Below are 14,873 nucleotides of genomic sequence, written 5' to 3' on the forward strand. Positions count from 1 at the left end.
CGGCCCGCTCGGGGTCAGCCGGCCTCGGCGGCGCGGACCTCGGCGGGCGTCGGGGCCGTGCCGCCGAGGTGCGCCGGCATCCACCAGGTGTCCTCGGGGCCCTTGGGGCGCACGGGGTAGGCGCGCTGAGCGGCCTCCAGGAGCTCCTGGCAGCGCTCGCGGAGACGGCGTGTGATCGCGCCCGCGTACTGGTCCTTGGGGGCTTCCATGCGCTCGCCGACGCGGATCGTCACCGGCAGGCCCTGGCGCTTGAAGTTGCGGGGGTGCCCCTTCGTCCACAGCCGCTGCGTGCCCCACAGGGCCATCGGGATCAGCGGGACCCCGGCCTCCTGGGCCATGCGCGCGGCACCCGACTTGAACGACTTCAGCGTGAACGACTGCGAGATCGTCGCCTCCGGGAACACCCCGATGATCTCTCCGGCGCGCAGCGAGTCCAGGGCGTGGGCATAGGCCGTCTCGCCCTGCTTGCGGTCCACCGGGATGTGCTTCATGCCGCGCATCAGCGGACCCGAGATCTTGTGCCGGAACACCGACTCCTTCGCCATGAAGCGCACCACGCGCTTCTGGGGCAGGGCGGCGAGGCCGTCGAAGACGAAGTCCAGATAGCTGATGTGGTTGCTGACCAGGACCGCCCCGCCCGAGCGCGGAATGTTCTCGGAGCCCTTGCAGTCGATCTTCAGGTCGAGAGCCTTGAAGAAGGTCTTGGCGACGCCGATGACCGGTCGGTAGACGAGTTCTGCCATGGCTGGGGAGGGCCCTTCGTCTCTGCCAGAGGAGAGGGCCTTTGGCAGGAAGCTAAGTTACGGATCCGTAGGGTCTACGGCTCCGCCAGATCGTGCCCCAAGAACGAGCGGCTGGCCAGCCATGGTGCCCGTATCGCGGGAGATTCTCGTCACGTCGGAATCTTTCCGTACGCGCGTGCGCTGTAGGGATGGACGTATGTGGAGCCCCGATGGGGCGGAGCGAGGCCCCCGGTGGGGGTGGGAGAGGCGGGGCGCGCGTGACAGGGGTGCGCGGAGGCGAGGGCGCGGGGTCGCTCGGCGCGGCACGGGCCGGTGCGGACCGTCCGGGTGCGGCTCGGCTCGGGTCGGCGGAACTCGGCGCCGAGCTGGGCGAGAGAGCCACGCTCGTGCAGTTCTCCAGCGCGTTCTGTCAGCCCTGCCGGGCCACCCGCAGAGTCCTCGCGGACGTCGCCGCCATGGTCCCGGGCGTCGCCCACGTGGAGATCGACGCGGAGGCCGCCCTCGGCCTGGTCCGCGCCCTCGGCGTAGACAAGACCCCGACCGTCCTCGTCCTCGACGCCGCCGGGCGCGAGGTGCGGCGCGCGGCCGGACAGCCGCGGAAAGCCGATGTGATCTCGGCCCTGGGGGCGGCGATATGAGCGGTACAGGACGGTGCGTGGTGCTTTCACCTCACGGAACGGGCTTGACTGCACCCGCCACCTATCGTCAGCCTGCTGCCATGCCCCCGGAGCTCCTTCTCTACGAGCGTGTCCACGTGGACCTCGCGCGCCATGCCAGTGCGCGCTGTTGGTCCCGCTGAGCAGCCACGGACCCGTTCGTACCTCTCGGCAGAAGGACACAACTCCATGACGGCCACGCCCGACCTCTCCGCCCCCCAGCTCGCCACGCCCGACCTGCTCCGCTCCGCCTTCCGCAGGCACGCGGCCGGAGTCGCCGTGATCACCGCCCGCGGCGCGGACCCCGTCGGCTTCACCGCCACCTCGCTCACCTCGGTCTCCGCCGAACCCCCGATGGTCTCGTTCGGCATCGGCACCGGCGCCTCCAGCTGGCCCGCGATATCCCGGGCCGAGCACGTCGGCGTCCACATCCTCGGCGAGCACCAGCAGGAACTCGCCGCCACCTTCGCGCGCAGCGGCGCCGACCGCTTCGGCGCGCCCACGCGCTGGTTCGACGGACCCGAGGGCGTGCCGGTCCTCGAGGGCGTGCTCGCCTGGATGGTGTGCCGGATCGTGGCGCGGGTGCCCGCCGGTGACCACCGGGTGGTCCTGGCCGAGGTGGTCGCCGGTGACCCCGCGGGGGCGGGCCGTCCGCTGCTGTACCACCAGGGACGCTTCAACGCGCTGCGTGACTGAGAGTTCCCGATGACGCGGGGTGCGCGTGATTACGGAGCGTTGCGAAGGTCACAGTTCAAAGCGCTTGCTCAGGGGGAAAGTACTGGGTGTACTCATGAGTAATATTCCGGTTGGAGCGGGGGCCGCCCCAACCGGGACCCGCCGCTTCAGGCGCCTATGCTGCCTGCAAGAAGGCAGTGGTTTGTAGCCGAGGCAGCAGCCCAGTAATGACGATGCAGTAGGAGAGCCGGCGTGAGCTTGAGGATCGTTGTCTGTGTGAAGTACGTGCCCGACGCCACCGGCGACCGGCACTTCGCCGAGGACCTGACCGTCGACCGCGACGACGTGGACGGTCTGCTCTCGGAGCTCGACGAGTACGCGGTCGAGCAGGCCCTGCAGATCAAGGAAGCGGCGGACGACGACGCCGAGATCACGGTCCTCACCGTCGGCCCCGAGGACGCCAAGGACGCGCTCCGCAAGGCCCTCTCGATGGGCGCCGACAAGGCCGTCCACGTCGAGGACGACGACCTGCACGGCACCGACGTCATGGGCACCTCGCTGGTCCTGGCCAAGGCCGTCGAGGAGACGGGCTACGACCTCGTCATCGCCGGCATGGCCTCCACCGACGGCACCATGGGCGTCCTCCCCGCGATCCTCGCCGAGCGCCTCGGCGTGCCGCAGGTGACGCTGCTCTCCGAGGTCTCCGTCGCGGACGGCGTCGTGAAGGGCCGCCGTGACGGCGACACCGCCTCCGAGCAGCTCGAGGCGTCCCTGCCGGCCGTCGTGTCCGTGACGGACCAGTCGGGCGAGGCCCGCTACCCGTCCTTCAAGGGCATCATGGCCGCCAAGAAGAAGCCGGTGAAGTCGCTCGACCTGGACGACCTGGACATCGACGCCGAGACCGTCGGCCTCGAGGGCGCCTGGACCAAGGTCGACTCCGCCGCCGAGCGTCCCGCGCGCACCGCGGGCACGATCGTCAAGGACGAGGGCGAGGGCGGCAAGCAGCTCGCGGAGTTCCTCGCCGGCCAGAAGTTCATCTGAGCTGAGCTTCAGTCACCCCTCACATCCCAACTTCTTCGTAATCGCAGGAGATTGAAGTCCCATGGCTGAAGTTCTCGTCTACGTCGACCACGTCGACGGCGCCGTCCGCAAGCCCACCCTGGAGCTGCTCACGCTGGCCCGCCGCATCGGTGAGCCCGTCGCCGTCGCGCTCGGCTCCGGCGCCGAGGCCACCGCCGCCACGCTCGCCGAGCACGGCGCGGTGAAGGTCCTCACCGCCGACGCCCCCGAGTTCACCGACTACCTCGTGGTGCCGAAGGTGGACGCGCTCCAGGCCGCCTACGACGCCGTGTCCCCGGCCGCCGTGCTCGTGCCGTCCTCCGCCGAGGGCAAGGAGATCGCGGCCCGCCTCGCGGTCCGCATCGAGTCCGGCATCATCACCGACGCCATCGACCTGGAGGCCGGTGACGAGGGCCCGGTGGCCACGCAGTCCGTGTTCGCGGCCGCGTTCACCACCAAGTCCCGCATCTCCAAGGGCACCCCGGTCATCACCGTGAAGCCGAACTCGGCGCCGGTCGAGGCCGCCCCGGCCGCGGGCGCCGTCGAGCCCCTGTCCGTGTCGTTCTCCGCCCAGGCCACCGGCACCAAGGTCACCGCGCGCACCCCGCGCGAGTCCACCGGCCGCCCCGAGCTGACCGAGGCCGCGATCGTCGTCTCCGGCGGCCGCGGTGTCAACGGCGCCGAGAACTTCGCGATCATCGAGGCGCTCGCCGACTCGCTCGGTGCCGCCGTCGGCGCGTCCCGCGCCGCCGTCGACGCCGGCTGGTACCCGCACTCCAACCAGGTCGGCCAGACCGGCAAGTCCGTGTCGCCGCAGCTGTACATCGCCTCCGGCATCTCCGGCGCGATCCAGCACCGCGCCGGCATGCAGACCTCGAAGACCATCGTGGCCATCAACAAGGACGCCGAGGCCCCGATCTTCGACCTGGTCGACTACGGCGTGGTCGGCGACCTGTTCGAGGTCGTCCCGCAGCTGACCGACGAGGTCAAGTCGCGCAAGGGCTGAGCCCGTCGGGTCGGGGGAGTTCCGGGACACCGGCGCTCCCGGCGGCCCCGTGGCCGAGGCCGGACGAGGCCCCCGCATCCGCCGCGCGCGGAGGCGGGGGCCTCGCGCGTCACAGCGTCAGGCTCGCCTGCACCGGCAGGTGGTCGCTCGGGAACTGCCCGCCGAGCGAGAAGGTGTTGATGGCGGCGGCGTGCACCCGGGCGCCCGGCGTCGCCAGGATCCAGTCGATGCGGTCGCCGTCGGGCACGAGCGGCTTGTAGCCGTGGAACGTCGCGTACTGCTTGCTGCGCTCGTCCGCCGCGTCCCAGGTGTCGACGAGCCCGGCGCCCAGCATCGTCTCGTACACCGGGTTCTTGTGCGCCGCGACGTTGAAGTCGCCGGTGACGATCAGGGGCAGGGACCGGTCGAGGGCCGTGATCCGGTCGGTGATCAGGTGCGCGGCGCGGGTGCGGGCGTACTGACTGGCGTTGTCCAGATGGGTGTTGAGGACGTACAGCTCGCCGTCCGTGCGCCGGTCCAGGAAGCGGACCCAGGTCACCATGCGGATCGAGCCGCCGCCCCAGGTGTTGGAGCCGATCACGTCCGGGGTGTCGGAGAGCCAGAAGTGGTCGTAGGCGACGGGCAGCAGCCTGCGGGTGTCGTAGAAGACCGTCATGAACTCGTCCCGGCTGCCGCCGGCGCGGCCCGTGCCGATCCACGCGTAGTGCTGCCCCAGGTCCTCGGCGATGTCCTGCACCTGCTGGTAGAGGCCTTCCTGGGTGCCCACGACGTGCGGGCGGGCGCGCCGCAGCAGCTCCCGTGTGACGGGGCGGCGGTCGGCCCAGGTGTTCGGCGGGTTCGTTCCGGCGTAGCGCAGGTTGAACGACATCACCTCCAGGCGGCGGCCCGGACGCTCCACCGCGCGGGCGGGCGACGCCGCCAGTGCGGTCGCGAGCAGCGGGACCGTGACGGCGGCGGCCGCGGCCGCCGTCCGCAGGCCGGAGCGGCGGGTCACTCGGTTGTCGGTCGGCACGCGTTCTCCTTCGTGGGGTCGCGGATGGTGCGGTCGGTGCGTTCGGTCGCGGTCGGGCCACGGTCAGCGTGGAGTGCGCCCACGGGAGTGTGGAAGCACCATCTGAGACATGCGTGAACACGCGGGGACCGGCACGCGAGAAGGTGTTGACCAGCGGGAAGGTGCACGGATAACTTCAGTATGCGGATGTTCGATTCCGTCAGGCGGAAATGCTGTACGGGAGACCGTCGGCAGCGCCGTGGGTGTGAGTCACTGAGAACCGGTGTGGGTCACTGAACAGTGGAGGGTGCACGGATGGGTCAGCAGGAGAAGGTGTCCACGAGCCTCGCAGGTGCGGTCAGCGAAGGCATCAGCGCCTCGCTCGCGCCGGTCGACGCGGAGCTCGAACGCCGGTACCCGGGAGACCCCGGCACCCGTCAGCCCGTGCACACCGTGTACGTACCCGGTGAGGCCTTCGCCGCCGACACCGTCCGCGACTGGGGCGACCGCGCCCTCGCCGCCCTCGACGAGCACGCCCCCGACGCCGCGTCCTTCGCCGCCGTCCTCGGCCTCGCCGACGACCTCGCCGAGCCCGTCTACACCCGCGTGCGCGCCAAGCTGGAACGCGAGCCGATCGAGGACCTGCGCGTCGACTTCGAGGACGGCTACGGCGGGCGCACCGACGCCGACGAGGACGCCGACGCGGCCCGTGCGGCCCGCCTGATCGCCGAGGCGTACGCGGGAGGCACCGCCGCTCCGTACATGGGCATCCGCATGAAGTGCATGGAGGCGCCGGTACGCGACCGTGGCATCCGCACCCTCGACGTCTTCCTGTCCGGCCTCATGGAGGCGGGCGGGCTGCCCGACGGCCTCGTCCTGACCCTGCCCAAGGTGACGTACGCCGAGCAGGTCACCGCGATGGTGCGGCTCCTGGAGGAGTTCGAGAAGGCCCGCGGCCTCGCCGCAGGCCGGATCGGCTTCGAGATCCAGATCGAGACCAGCCAGTCCATCCTCGCCGCCGACGGCACCGCCGCCGTCGCCCGCATGATCGACGCCGCCGAGGGCCGCGCCACCGGCCTGCACTACGGCACCTTCGACTACAGCGCCTGCCTCGGCGTCTCCGCCGCCTACCAGGCCAGCGACCACCCCGCCGCCGACCACGCCAAGGCCGTCATGCAGGTCGCCGCAGCGGGCACCGGCGTGCGCGTCTCCGACGGCTCCACCAACGTGCTGCCCGTCGGCCCGACCGCGAAGGTCCACGACGCCTGGCGGCTGCACTACGGCCTCACCCGGCGCGCCCTCGCCCGCGCCTACTACCAGGGCTGGGACATGCACCCCGGCCACATCCCCACCCGGTACGCCGCCGTCTTCGCCTTCTACCGCGAGGGCTTCGCGCAGGCCGCCGCCCGCCTCGCCGCCTACGCCAACCGCACCGGCGGCGACATCGCGGACGAGCCCGCCACCGCGAAGGCGCTCGCCGGGTACCTGCTGCGCGGCCTGGACTGCGGGGCACTCGACACGGCCGAGGTCACCCGCCTCACCGGCCTGACGCTCGCGGGCCTCCAGGTCTACGCCGGACCGCGCCGGGGGGACCTGACGCCGTCGGCCAAGTGACGGGGCGCGGGCGTCCCGCGGTCTTCACGAGACGTCCCGCACCGCCTGTCACATCTGCCCCGTACTCTGTACGCCACACAGCACATCAGCACGACGGCGGCACAGGGATCACAGGGACGGGGCAGCGGTGTCTTCGGGGGAACAGGGACAGACGGACGGGGTCGGCCGCGTCCTCGCCGGGCGGTATCGCGTGCTCGCGCAGCTCGGACGCGGCGGCATGGGTGTGGTGTGGCGCGCCCTCGACGAGGTCCTTCACCGCGAGGTCGCGGTCAAGGAGCTGCGCACCTACACCGACACGGGCGGGCCCGAACTGGCCGACCTGCGGCTGCGCATGCAGCGCGAGGCCCGCGCGGCGGCCCGGGTGCGCCACCCCGGAGTCGTCGCCGTGCACGACGTCGCGGAGGTCGACGGGCGGCCGCTGATCGTCATGGAGCTGGTCGACGGCCCCTCCCTGGACGACGTCCTGCGCGAGCGCGGCCCGCTCGACCCGCGCGAGGCGGCGGCCATCGGCGCCAAGGTCATGGACGCCCTCGCCGCCGCCCACCGCGCGGGCGTCCTGCACCGCGACGTGAAGCCCGGCAACATCCTGCTCGGCACCGGCGGCCGCGTCGTCCTCACCGACTTCGGCATCGCCACCATGGAGGACCCCGGCGACGGCTCGGCCACCCACCTCACCCGCAGCGGCGAACTCGTCGGTTCCCTGGACTACCTGGCGCCCGAGCGGGCCCAGGGCCAGGAGCCGGGACCCGCGTCCGACGTCTGGGCGCTCGGCGCCACGCTGTACGCGGCCGTCGAGGGCGCCTCGCCGTTCCGCCGCACGTCGACGTGGTCCACGCTCACCGCGATCGTCGTCGAGCCCCTGCCCGTGCCGCTGCGCGCGGGCACGCTCATGCCGGTCCTCCGGCTCCTCATGGACAAGGACCCGCAGGCACGACCGGACGCGGAGGGCGCGCGGCGGCTCCTCGAGCAGGTGGCTGCGGGGGAGTCGATCTCGGAGGGGGCGTCGGGGGCGACGGGGTCTCCTGGGTCTGCCGAGTCTGCCGAGTCTGCCGAGTCTGCCGGGGCAAGCGGGCCCCTGGGGGCCACCGGGCCTCTCGGGTACGCGGAGCCGTCGTCCCAGGGTGTCGGGGGCGCGGTGCGCGAGCCCACGGTGCGCCATGTGCCGACCACGCCGCCGCCCGGGTTCGGCCCGCCTCCCGGTGCGTCCGGTGTGGCGGCGGGGCACGGGGTGGCGGGAGTCGCCGGTGAGCCCGCGGCGTTCGGTGCGGCTGGTGCGGCTGGTGCGGCGCCCGCGGGGTCCATAACCGCGCCCGCTCCGGCGCCCTCGGGCCGCCGTGGAGCGCGGGCGGGCCGGCCGCGCCGGGGCAAGGCCCTGCTCGCCGCCGCTGCCGTGGCGGTGGTCCTCGCGGTGACCGGCGTGACCGTGGCGGTGCTCTCCGGCGGGGACGACAAGAAGGACCAGGCACGGGACGCGCGCGACGCGCAGGAGGCCGGGAGCACGGTCGAGCCGGGCTCGGACGCGAGCCGGGGCGCGCTCGACCCGGACGGCTCGAAGCCCTCGAAGCAGGGCGACAAGAAGGCGAAGCCCTCCAAGGACGCCGACCGCCCCGACAAGGCGGGGGAGGACGACCGGGACGGCGACGGCAAGAAGGGCGACGGGGCGTCGGACGACGACTCCGGTTCCGGTTCCGGATCTGACTCCGGCGACAAGTCCGACGGCCGCCCCAAGGAGTCGTCCAAGCCACCCAAGAGCGGTACGTCCGGCGGCGGTTCCTCCGGTGGCGACGAGGAGCCCGCGTGCCATCCCGCGGGCGGCGGCAAGTACAACTGCTCGGTGTGGCAGACCGCCAAGTCGTACCAGGCGTCGGGCGCCGAGGCGGGCATCCTCAACGCGGGCACCAACTACTTCTACTGCCAGCAGAACCTCGGCCGCCGCGAGACCCACGGCCAGTGGACCAACGTCTGGTGGGCGAAGACCGACGACGACAGCGGCAACACGAACGTGTTCGTGAGCGACGTGTACATCCGGGGCGGCGACAACGACAAGCCGCTTCCGGGGCTGCCGACCTGCTGAGGGCGGGACCGCCCGACCCCTGAGGGGTGCCGGGCGCGTGGCCGCGCACGCCGGGGCGCGGCGGGCACGCCGTGAATAATCCGGTTGCGCGGCCCTCGCGGCGGCGCGGACCCTTGCCGGATGGACGAGTTGACGCCCACGGAAGCCCTGCTCGGCCCGGAGGCCCCGGCCGACGGGGACGACCTCACCGTACGCGCCGCGACCCCCGAGGACGCGGCCGAGATCTGCCGCATGCTCAACACCATCGACATCCTGGAGCTCGGGCACGCGGAGACCGACCTGGGCATCGTCGAGGTCGACCTGGTCCACCCCGAGGCCGACCTGCCCCGCAACTCCTGGCTGGCCTTCCGCGACGGAAGCATGGTCGCGTACGGACTCCTCTGGGACGACTCCGGCGCCGACCGCATCGACGCCGACCACTACGTCCTTCCCGACCACCAGGACGCGGGCGAGCGCGTGCTCGCCGCCATCGAGACCCGAGCCGCCGAACGCGCCGCCGAGAACGGCGCGACCCGCGCGGTCGTCCACCTCAACCTCAACATCCGCCCCAGCCTCGACCGGGCGACGCTCGCCCGGCGCGGCTGGCACACCGTCCGGCGCTATCACGTCCTGACCCGCCCGCTCTCCCGCGCCGCCGACCCCGCCCCGACCCCGCCGCCCGGCCTCACCCTGCGCGACTGCGCGGCGGAGGCCGACCGGCGACGCGCCCACGCCCTGGTCCAGGAGACCTTCGTCGGCCACCACGACCACCGGACGCGCACCTACCAGCAGTGGCTGGACGACCTCGGCGAGGGCATGGACTGGTCCCTGGTCTGGGTCGCCTCCCTCGCCGGGGCGGGCGACGTCGCCGTCGTCGTGACCCGCGACGACCGCGCGGCCATGGCCTGGGTCCCCTACCTCGGCGTCCGCGAGGACGCCCGCGGCCGGGGCATCGCCGGTCATCTCCTGCGGCACTCCTTCGCCGTGTACGCCGCCCGCGGCCGCGACACCATCGGCCTCGGCGTCGACACCGAGAACGCCACCGGCGCCCTGGACCTGTACACGGCCCACGGCCTCGGCCTGCACTACGCCGTGGACACCTGGGAGGTCACCCTGCCCGCACCCCGCTAGACCCGCCCCGAGCCTGTAACCCCGCCGCCCGTGCCGGACATGAAGAGGCATGCAGACGCAGGAGGGCAGGCCGCGCGAGAAGGGGGACGGCGTGCGGGGGGACGACCGGGACGAGCAGGGCAGCCGGGATCGGCAGGACCACCGGGATCAACGGGACCACGGGCGTGACCGGGACGACGACGTCGGTGGCCGCGACGAGGAGCGCTTCAAGGAACTCTTCGAGGCCCACTACGAGCACGTGCTGCGGTTCGCGGCGCGCAGAGTCGAGCACGAGGCGGCGGGCGACGTGGCCGCCGAGACCTTCCTCGTCGCGTGGCGGCGCTTGGCCGAGGTGCCGTCGGCCGGTGACGAGGCGCTGCCGTGGCTGTACGCCGTGGCGCGCCGCGTGCTGGCCAACCAGCGGCGCGGGGACCGGCGGGGCGAGCGGCTCACCGCCCGCATCGGCGGCGTCGACCCGCCCCGGGCCGGACCCGACCACGCGGGGGACGTCGTCGGCGTACTGCATCTGCGGCAGGCGCTCGGCACGCTCTCCGCGCGGGACCGGGAGACCTTGCTGCTCGTGGGCTGGGACGGCCTCGACGTGGCGGACGCCGCGCGGGTCGTGGGCTGTGGCCGCCGCACGTTCGCGGTCCGGCTGCACCGGGCCCGGCGACGCCTCGCGCGGGCGCTCGCGGCCACGTACGCGGACGAGGGGGTGCCGCGGACCGCCGTGGCGCTGCAGGGGAGGCAGGCATGAGCGGTCGGCGGACGCGGATCACACAGGAGTCGCTGGAGTTCACGCGGCACGCCCTCGGCCCCGGCGATCCCGCGCGCGGGGACGAGTTCACCGGCGCCGCACGGACACCGGAGGGCCGGGCCGTCCTGGCCCGGATCCTCGCGGACCGGCCGGAGCCGCCCGGCCGCGCCCGGGGAGCACGACGCCGCCGGCTGGTCGCCGCGGCCACGGTCATGGCCCTGGGAGGAGTGACGGCGATGGCGGACGCCATGGGGGTGCTCCCGTCGGGAGTGGTCGACGGGCTCACCCGCATCCAGGACGACGAGTTGGGCGAGGTCGACCTGGACCGGGCCCGGATGCTGGTGGCGGGCCCGATGCCGGACGGCCGCCGGACGATGCAGGTCTGGCAGGCGCCCAACGGGAGCGGCGGCACCTGCCTGTACACGCGGTACGTCGCCGACGACGACGGCACGTCGGAGGGGGGCGGCACCGAGTGCTCGAACGGCGCGGGCGCGACCCCCTTGGACCGGCTCCCGCTGTGGACCGGCGGCGGCACCACCGACATGCCCGGCTACGAGACCGTCTTCGGGCGCGCCGCCGAGCCCGCCGTGACGGTACGCATCACCTGGGCCGACGGAGCGCGGCACACGGTCCGCCTGAACCCCGACGGCACGTTCCTGGCGTTCGCCCGCAGGCAGCCCGAGACGGAGCGGGAGTACCGCACGATCGACGCGCTCGACCGGCGGGGGAAGGTCGTCACGAGCGACCCTCACGGGTAGGGCGACCTCCACGGGCACAGCGCGGGCGCCTCGGGCGGCGCACCCGGCGCGGGACGGCCGCCCCGGTCGCCCGCGTCGCGTCGCCGCTCATCCGGAGGGCGGCAGCTCCCCCGACCCCCGCGTGATCAACCGCGTCGGCAGCTCGATGCGCTCCGGCGCGTCCGAGGCGCCGTCGAGCTGCCGGAAAAGCCGCTCCGCCGCCGTCCGCCCCAGCTGGGCCGCGTCCTGGGCGACCACCGTCACGCCGGGGCTCAGCAGGTCGGCCAGCTCGATGTCGTCGAAGCCGACGAGGGCGACGGGGCGGGGGAGGCCCGCGAGGACGCGTACGACCGTGACCGTCACGCGGTTGTTGCCCGCGAAGACGGCGGTGACGGGGGAGGGGCCCGACAGCATCGCCTCGGCAGCGTGCCGGACCCGCTCGGGGTCCGTGGGGCCGAGCGACACCCAGGACTCGTCGACGTCGATGTCCGCCTCCGCCATCGCCGCGCGGTAGCCGCGCAGGCGCTCTATCGCGGTGTGGATCCGCGGCTGGTCACCGATGAAGCCGATCCTGCGGTGGCCGTGGGCGACCAGGTGCGCGACGCCGTCGCGCGCGCCCCCGAAGCTGTCGGAGAGCACCACGTCGGCGTCGATCCGCCCCGGCGGCCGGTCGACGAACACCGTGGCGACACCGGCGGCGATCTCCGGCTCCAGATAGCGGTGGTCGTCTCCCGCGGGGATGACCACGAGCCCGTCCACCCGGCGTGCGCACAGCGCGAGCACCAACTCCTGCTCGCGGTCCGGGTCCTCGGCGCTGGAACCGTTGATGAGCAGTGCCCCGTGCGCGCGGGCGACCTCCTCGACGGCCCGGCTGAGCGGACCGTAGAACGGGTCGGCCAGGTCCTCCAGGACCAGGCCGATGCTCGCCGTACGGCCCTTGCGCAGCACCCGCGCGCTGTCGTTGCGCCGGAAGCCCAGCGCCTCGATGGCCTCCTGGACCCGGCGTTCGGTGTCGGGCGTGACGCCGGGCTCGCCGTTCACGACGCGCGACACCGTCTTCAGGCCCACGCCCGCGCGCGCGGCGACGTCCTTCATGGTGGGCCTGTTGCCGTAGCGGCTCTTGGGGTCCGCGGTGCCGTCCGAGGTGCTCCCGTCCGTACGGAGCCGGGAGACGGGGGTGCGGGCGGTCTCTGCCACGGTGCGCTGTCCTGTCTGTCGTCCACTGTGCGGATCTCAGTCTGCGTAACGTCGGTGCTTCACGTGCGGAAGTTCAGACTTCCACCTCTGCGCTTCCCCCTGTGTACGGTGACGTCCGTACTGCGACGTCCACTATCCATCGGGGGTCGTACGTCCTCGTCCACCGGGGTCCGCATCCGCGTCGCCCGGGGACCGCCCGGGGCGGTGCGTGCCCGGTCGTATGCGTGTGCCTCGCATGTGGCGTCGAGCATAGGACCTGGACAACGTTGTCAGATGCGCGAGAGACTATGCACCGCACTCTCCGGCCTGCCCTTTCACCAGGAGATCTGACACTGATGCCCACGGACCTCGTCGCCGCACTCGACATCGGCGGCACCAAGATCGCCGGAGCCCTCGTGGACGGCCGGGGCCGGATCCTGCTGCGCGCCCAGCGGCCGACGCCCGCGCGCGAGGACGGCGACACCGTGATGCGCGCGGTCGAAGAGGTGATCGGCGAGCTGACGGCCGGTGAGCCGTGGGGGCTCGTCCGCGCGGTCGGCATCGGCAGCGCGGGTCCGGTCGACGCCGGCGCGGGCACGGTCAGTCCGGTCAACGTCCCGGGCTGGCGCGGCTATCCCCTGGTCGAGCGGGTGCGCGCGGCCGCAGGCGGCCGGCCCGTCGAGCTGGTGGGCGACGGCGTGGCAATGACGGCCGCCGAGCACTGGCAGGGCGCCGCCCGCGGCCACGACAACGCGCTGTGCATGGTGGTGTCCACCGGCGTCGGCGGCGGCCTGATCCTGGGCGGCTCCCTGCACCCCGGCCCCACCGGCAACGCGGGCCACATCGGGCACATCAGCGTGGACCTCGACGGCGACCCGTGCCCGTGCGGCGGGCGCGGCTGCGTCGAGCGGATCGCGAGCGGCCCGAACATCGCCCGGCGCGCCCTGGAGAACGGCTGGCTCCCCGGACCCGACGGCGACACCTCCGCCGCCGCCGTGGCCCGCGCGGCCCGCGCGGGCGACCCGGTCGCCGTCGCCTCCTTCGACCGCGCGGCGAAGGCCCTCGCGGCGGGCATCGCCGCCACGGCCACGCTCGTCGAGATCGACATCGCGGTGATCGGCGGGGGCGTGGCGATGGCCGGCGACCTTCTGTTCGCACCCCTGCGCCGCGCCCTGCGGGAGTACGCCACCCTGTCGTTCGTCGGCGGCCTGACCGTCGCCCCCGCCCTGATGGGCACCGACGCGGGCCTCGTGGGCGCGGCCGCGGCGGCGCTGCGGGCGTTCCCCGACGCGACGGTCGGACAGCTGCGCCCGGTGGCCAATCGCTGAGCCCGGTCGCGGTGGCTCCGGCGGTTCCAGGAGGCCGCCGCCCGTGGGGACTGGCCGAATCTCGTCGACGTCGTGTGAACGGCCAGCGGCCTGCGCCCAGTTGCGGCACGATGCTGCCAACGGGGGGAGCGTCAGGCGATCACGATGGCAGCACAGAAGGATCCGGGCCGGAAAAGAGTCACAGCGCCTCGGGCGGCCGCGTGGACGGTCGGTGCCGCGCTCGTCGCTCTGCTGGTGACCTCATGTGCGGGTCGGCCGACTGGGGGTGACGACCCGGAAAGCCAAGCTCTCTATGGACAGGAAATCATCGAGAGCCGCAAGGAGATGTTCGAAGGCAGGATCAGCTATACGCGTCTTCGGTCGGCGAAGATCGGTCGTGCCTTTGAGTTCCAGGCGGAAGTGGCAGGGTTCCGCGCCGCCGGATCGCAGGGTGCGCGCAAGGACCTGCAGCACACGGGTGAGCTGCAGGTCGGCACACTCGTGGGCGTCAAGCTGCACTGCAGCGGGGCGGGTGTCACCTGTACGGCACTCTCCTCCGCGCGGCAGAACGTGCTCACACCCGACGACAAGGCGAGATGGCGGTGGATCGTCAAGCCGTCTGCGACGGGCACCATGACGGTCGCCCTGACGGTCACGGCGTACCACCGGGACACGGACAACGTCCTCTTCGAGAAACCACCCTTCATGCAGAAGGCCCGTGTCGGCGCGACGGCGTCGCACACGGCCCGGCAGGCCAAGGACGATGCGTTCGCGGTGCTTGCCTTCATGGGCGCGGTGTTCGGTCTGGGCGTCGCCTGGGTGACGATCCACGAGTTCTGGCAGCGTCGCTCCGGCAGAAAGGCCGAAGCCGAGGCTGCGAAGAAGGCTCCGCCACGGCGGGTGAGGCACCGCGAAGGACCCCGTGTGCGTCGTCGCGACCGGACATGACCCTCGACCCCCGTGCGGCCGGGGGACGCCGGGATGGGAGG

General features: G+C 73.1%; 14 protein-coding genes. 11 read left to right on the plus strand and 3 right to left on the minus strand.

Annotated features, from left to right (window positions below):
• Positions 1–14: 14 nt before the first annotated feature.
• Positions 15–743 carry a lysophospholipid acyltransferase family protein gene (locus AB6L24_RS15325; RefSeq protein WP_380853667.1) on the minus strand — a complete coding sequence of 243 codons (729 nt, stop codon included), beginning with the start codon at positions 741–743 and terminating at the stop codon, positions 15–17.
• 266 nt (positions 744–1,009) lie between these two features.
• Between AB6L24_RS15325 and AB6L24_RS15330 the strand changes: the two genes are divergently transcribed.
• From AB6L24_RS15330 to AB6L24_RS15345, 4 genes are all read left to right on the plus strand, one after another.
• Entirely contained in the window at positions 1,010–1,381 is a 372-nt protein-coding gene (locus AB6L24_RS15330) for a TlpA family protein disulfide reductase (RefSeq protein ID WP_405657170.1), read from the plus strand.
• Between the two features lie 207 nt (positions 1,382–1,588).
• A complete protein-coding gene (locus AB6L24_RS15335) occupies positions 1,589–2,095 on the plus strand; it encodes a flavin reductase family protein (RefSeq protein WP_405655770.1) in 507 nt (168 codons plus the stop codon).
• A gap of 231 nt (positions 2,096–2,326) precedes the next feature.
• On the plus strand, positions 2,327–3,115 hold the full coding sequence (locus tag AB6L24_RS15340) for an electron transfer flavoprotein subunit beta/FixA family protein (RefSeq protein ID WP_164326835.1): 789 nt from the start codon (positions 2,327–2,329) through the stop codon (positions 3,113–3,115).
• A 61-nt stretch (positions 3,116–3,176) separates the two neighbouring features.
• Complete coding sequence (locus AB6L24_RS15345; RefSeq protein ID WP_405655771.1) at positions 3,177–4,139, plus strand: electron transfer flavoprotein subunit alpha/FixB family protein; 963 nt, start codon at positions 3,177–3,179, stop codon at positions 4,137–4,139.
• Between the two features lie 109 nt (positions 4,140–4,248).
• Here the strand turns inward: AB6L24_RS15345 and AB6L24_RS15350 are convergent, their stop codons facing one another.
• On the minus strand, positions 4,249–5,151 hold the full coding sequence (locus AB6L24_RS15350) for an endonuclease/exonuclease/phosphatase family protein (protein WP_405655772.1): 903 nt from the start codon (positions 5,149–5,151) through the stop codon (positions 4,249–4,251).
• 294 nt (positions 5,152–5,445) lie between these two features.
• Between AB6L24_RS15350 and AB6L24_RS15355 the strand changes: the two genes are divergently transcribed.
• The 5 genes from AB6L24_RS15355 (at position 5,446) to AB6L24_RS15375 (ending at position 11,422) form a co-directional block, all read left to right on the plus strand.
• Positions 5,446–6,744, plus strand: a complete 1,299-nt coding sequence (locus AB6L24_RS15355; protein ID WP_405655774.1) for a DUF6986 family protein — start codon at positions 5,446–5,448, stop codon at positions 6,742–6,744.
• A gap of 127 nt (positions 6,745–6,871) precedes the next feature.
• Positions 6,872–8,818: a serine/threonine-protein kinase gene (locus tag AB6L24_RS15360; RefSeq protein WP_405655775.1), complete on the plus strand. Its 1,947-nt coding sequence runs from the start codon at positions 6,872–6,874 to the stop codon at positions 8,816–8,818.
• A gap of 120 nt (positions 8,819–8,938) precedes the next feature.
• Complete coding sequence (locus tag AB6L24_RS15365) at positions 8,939–9,928, plus strand: GNAT family N-acetyltransferase (protein WP_405655776.1); 990 nt, start codon at positions 8,939–8,941, stop codon at positions 9,926–9,928.
• A gap of 49 nt (positions 9,929–9,977) precedes the next feature.
• Positions 9,978–10,664, plus strand: a complete 687-nt coding sequence (locus AB6L24_RS15370; protein WP_405655777.1) for an RNA polymerase sigma factor — start codon at positions 9,978–9,980, stop codon at positions 10,662–10,664.
• The gene (locus AB6L24_RS15375) at positions 10,661–11,422 is read left to right on the plus strand and encodes a hypothetical protein (RefSeq protein WP_405655778.1); all 762 of its coding nucleotides are present in this window, start codon (positions 10,661–10,663) and stop codon (positions 11,420–11,422) included. Before AB6L24_RS15370 ends, AB6L24_RS15375 begins: the two co-directional genes overlap by 4 nt.
• A gap of 87 nt (positions 11,423–11,509) precedes the next feature.
• Here AB6L24_RS15375 and AB6L24_RS15380 read toward each other — a convergent pair whose 3' ends face one another.
• The gene (locus AB6L24_RS15380; protein WP_380853897.1) at positions 11,510–12,496 is read right to left on the minus strand and encodes a LacI family DNA-binding transcriptional regulator; all 987 of its coding nucleotides are present in this window, start codon (positions 12,494–12,496) and stop codon (positions 11,510–11,512) included.
• Between the two features lie 437 nt (positions 12,497–12,933).
• Here AB6L24_RS15380 and AB6L24_RS15385 point away from each other — a divergent pair, with 437 nt between their 5' ends.
• Entirely contained in the window at positions 12,934–13,905 is a 972-nt protein-coding gene (locus AB6L24_RS15385) for an ROK family protein (protein WP_405655779.1), read from the plus strand.
• 144 nt (positions 13,906–14,049) lie between these two features.
• Positions 14,050–14,832 (plus strand): hypothetical protein, encoded by a 783-nt coding sequence (locus tag AB6L24_RS15390; RefSeq protein WP_405655780.1) that lies wholly within the window; start codon positions 14,050–14,052, stop codon positions 14,830–14,832.
• Positions 14,833–14,873 lie beyond the last annotated feature (41 nt).

The organism is Streptomyces sp. RK9 (assembly GCF_045070545.1).
In the GTDB taxonomy this organism is placed as follows: domain Bacteria; phylum Actinomycetota; class Actinomycetes; order Streptomycetales; family Streptomycetaceae; genus Streptomyces; species Streptomyces alboflavus.

What these genes read in the sequence shown, in the direction of transcription:
- AB6L24_RS15365 (WP_405655776.1), top strand. Translation starts at nt 8,939, where the DNA reads ATGGACGAGTTGACGCCCACGGAAGCCCTGCTCGGCCCGGAGGCCCCG.
- AB6L24_RS15370 (WP_405655777.1), top strand. Translation starts at nt 9,978, where the DNA reads ATGCAGACGCAGGAGGGCAGGCCGCGCGAGAAGGGGGACGGCGTGCGG.
- AB6L24_RS15375 (WP_405655778.1), top strand. Translation starts at nt 10,661, where the DNA reads ATGAGCGGTCGGCGGACGCGGATCACACAGGAGTCGCTGGAGTTCACG.
- AB6L24_RS15345 (WP_405655771.1), top strand. Translation starts at nt 3,177, where the DNA reads ATGGCTGAAGTTCTCGTCTACGTCGACCACGTCGACGGCGCCGTCCGC.
- AB6L24_RS15335 (WP_405655770.1), top strand. Translation starts at nt 1,589, where the DNA reads ATGACGGCCACGCCCGACCTCTCCGCCCCCCAGCTCGCCACGCCCGAC.
- AB6L24_RS15380 (WP_380853897.1), bottom strand. Translation starts at nt 12,496, where the DNA reads ATGAAGGACGTCGCCGCGCGCGCGGGCGTGGGCCTGAAGACGGTGTCG.
- AB6L24_RS15385 (WP_405655779.1), top strand. Translation starts at nt 12,934, where the DNA reads ATGCCCACGGACCTCGTCGCCGCACTCGACATCGGCGGCACCAAGATC.
- AB6L24_RS15390 (WP_405655780.1), top strand. Translation starts at nt 14,050, where the DNA reads ATGGCAGCACAGAAGGATCCGGGCCGGAAAAGAGTCACAGCGCCTCGG.
- AB6L24_RS15325 (WP_380853667.1), bottom strand. Translation starts at nt 743, where the DNA reads ATGGCAGAACTCGTCTACCGACCGGTCATCGGCGTCGCCAAGACCTTC.
- AB6L24_RS15355 (WP_405655774.1), top strand. Translation starts at nt 5,446, where the DNA reads ATGGGTCAGCAGGAGAAGGTGTCCACGAGCCTCGCAGGTGCGGTCAGC.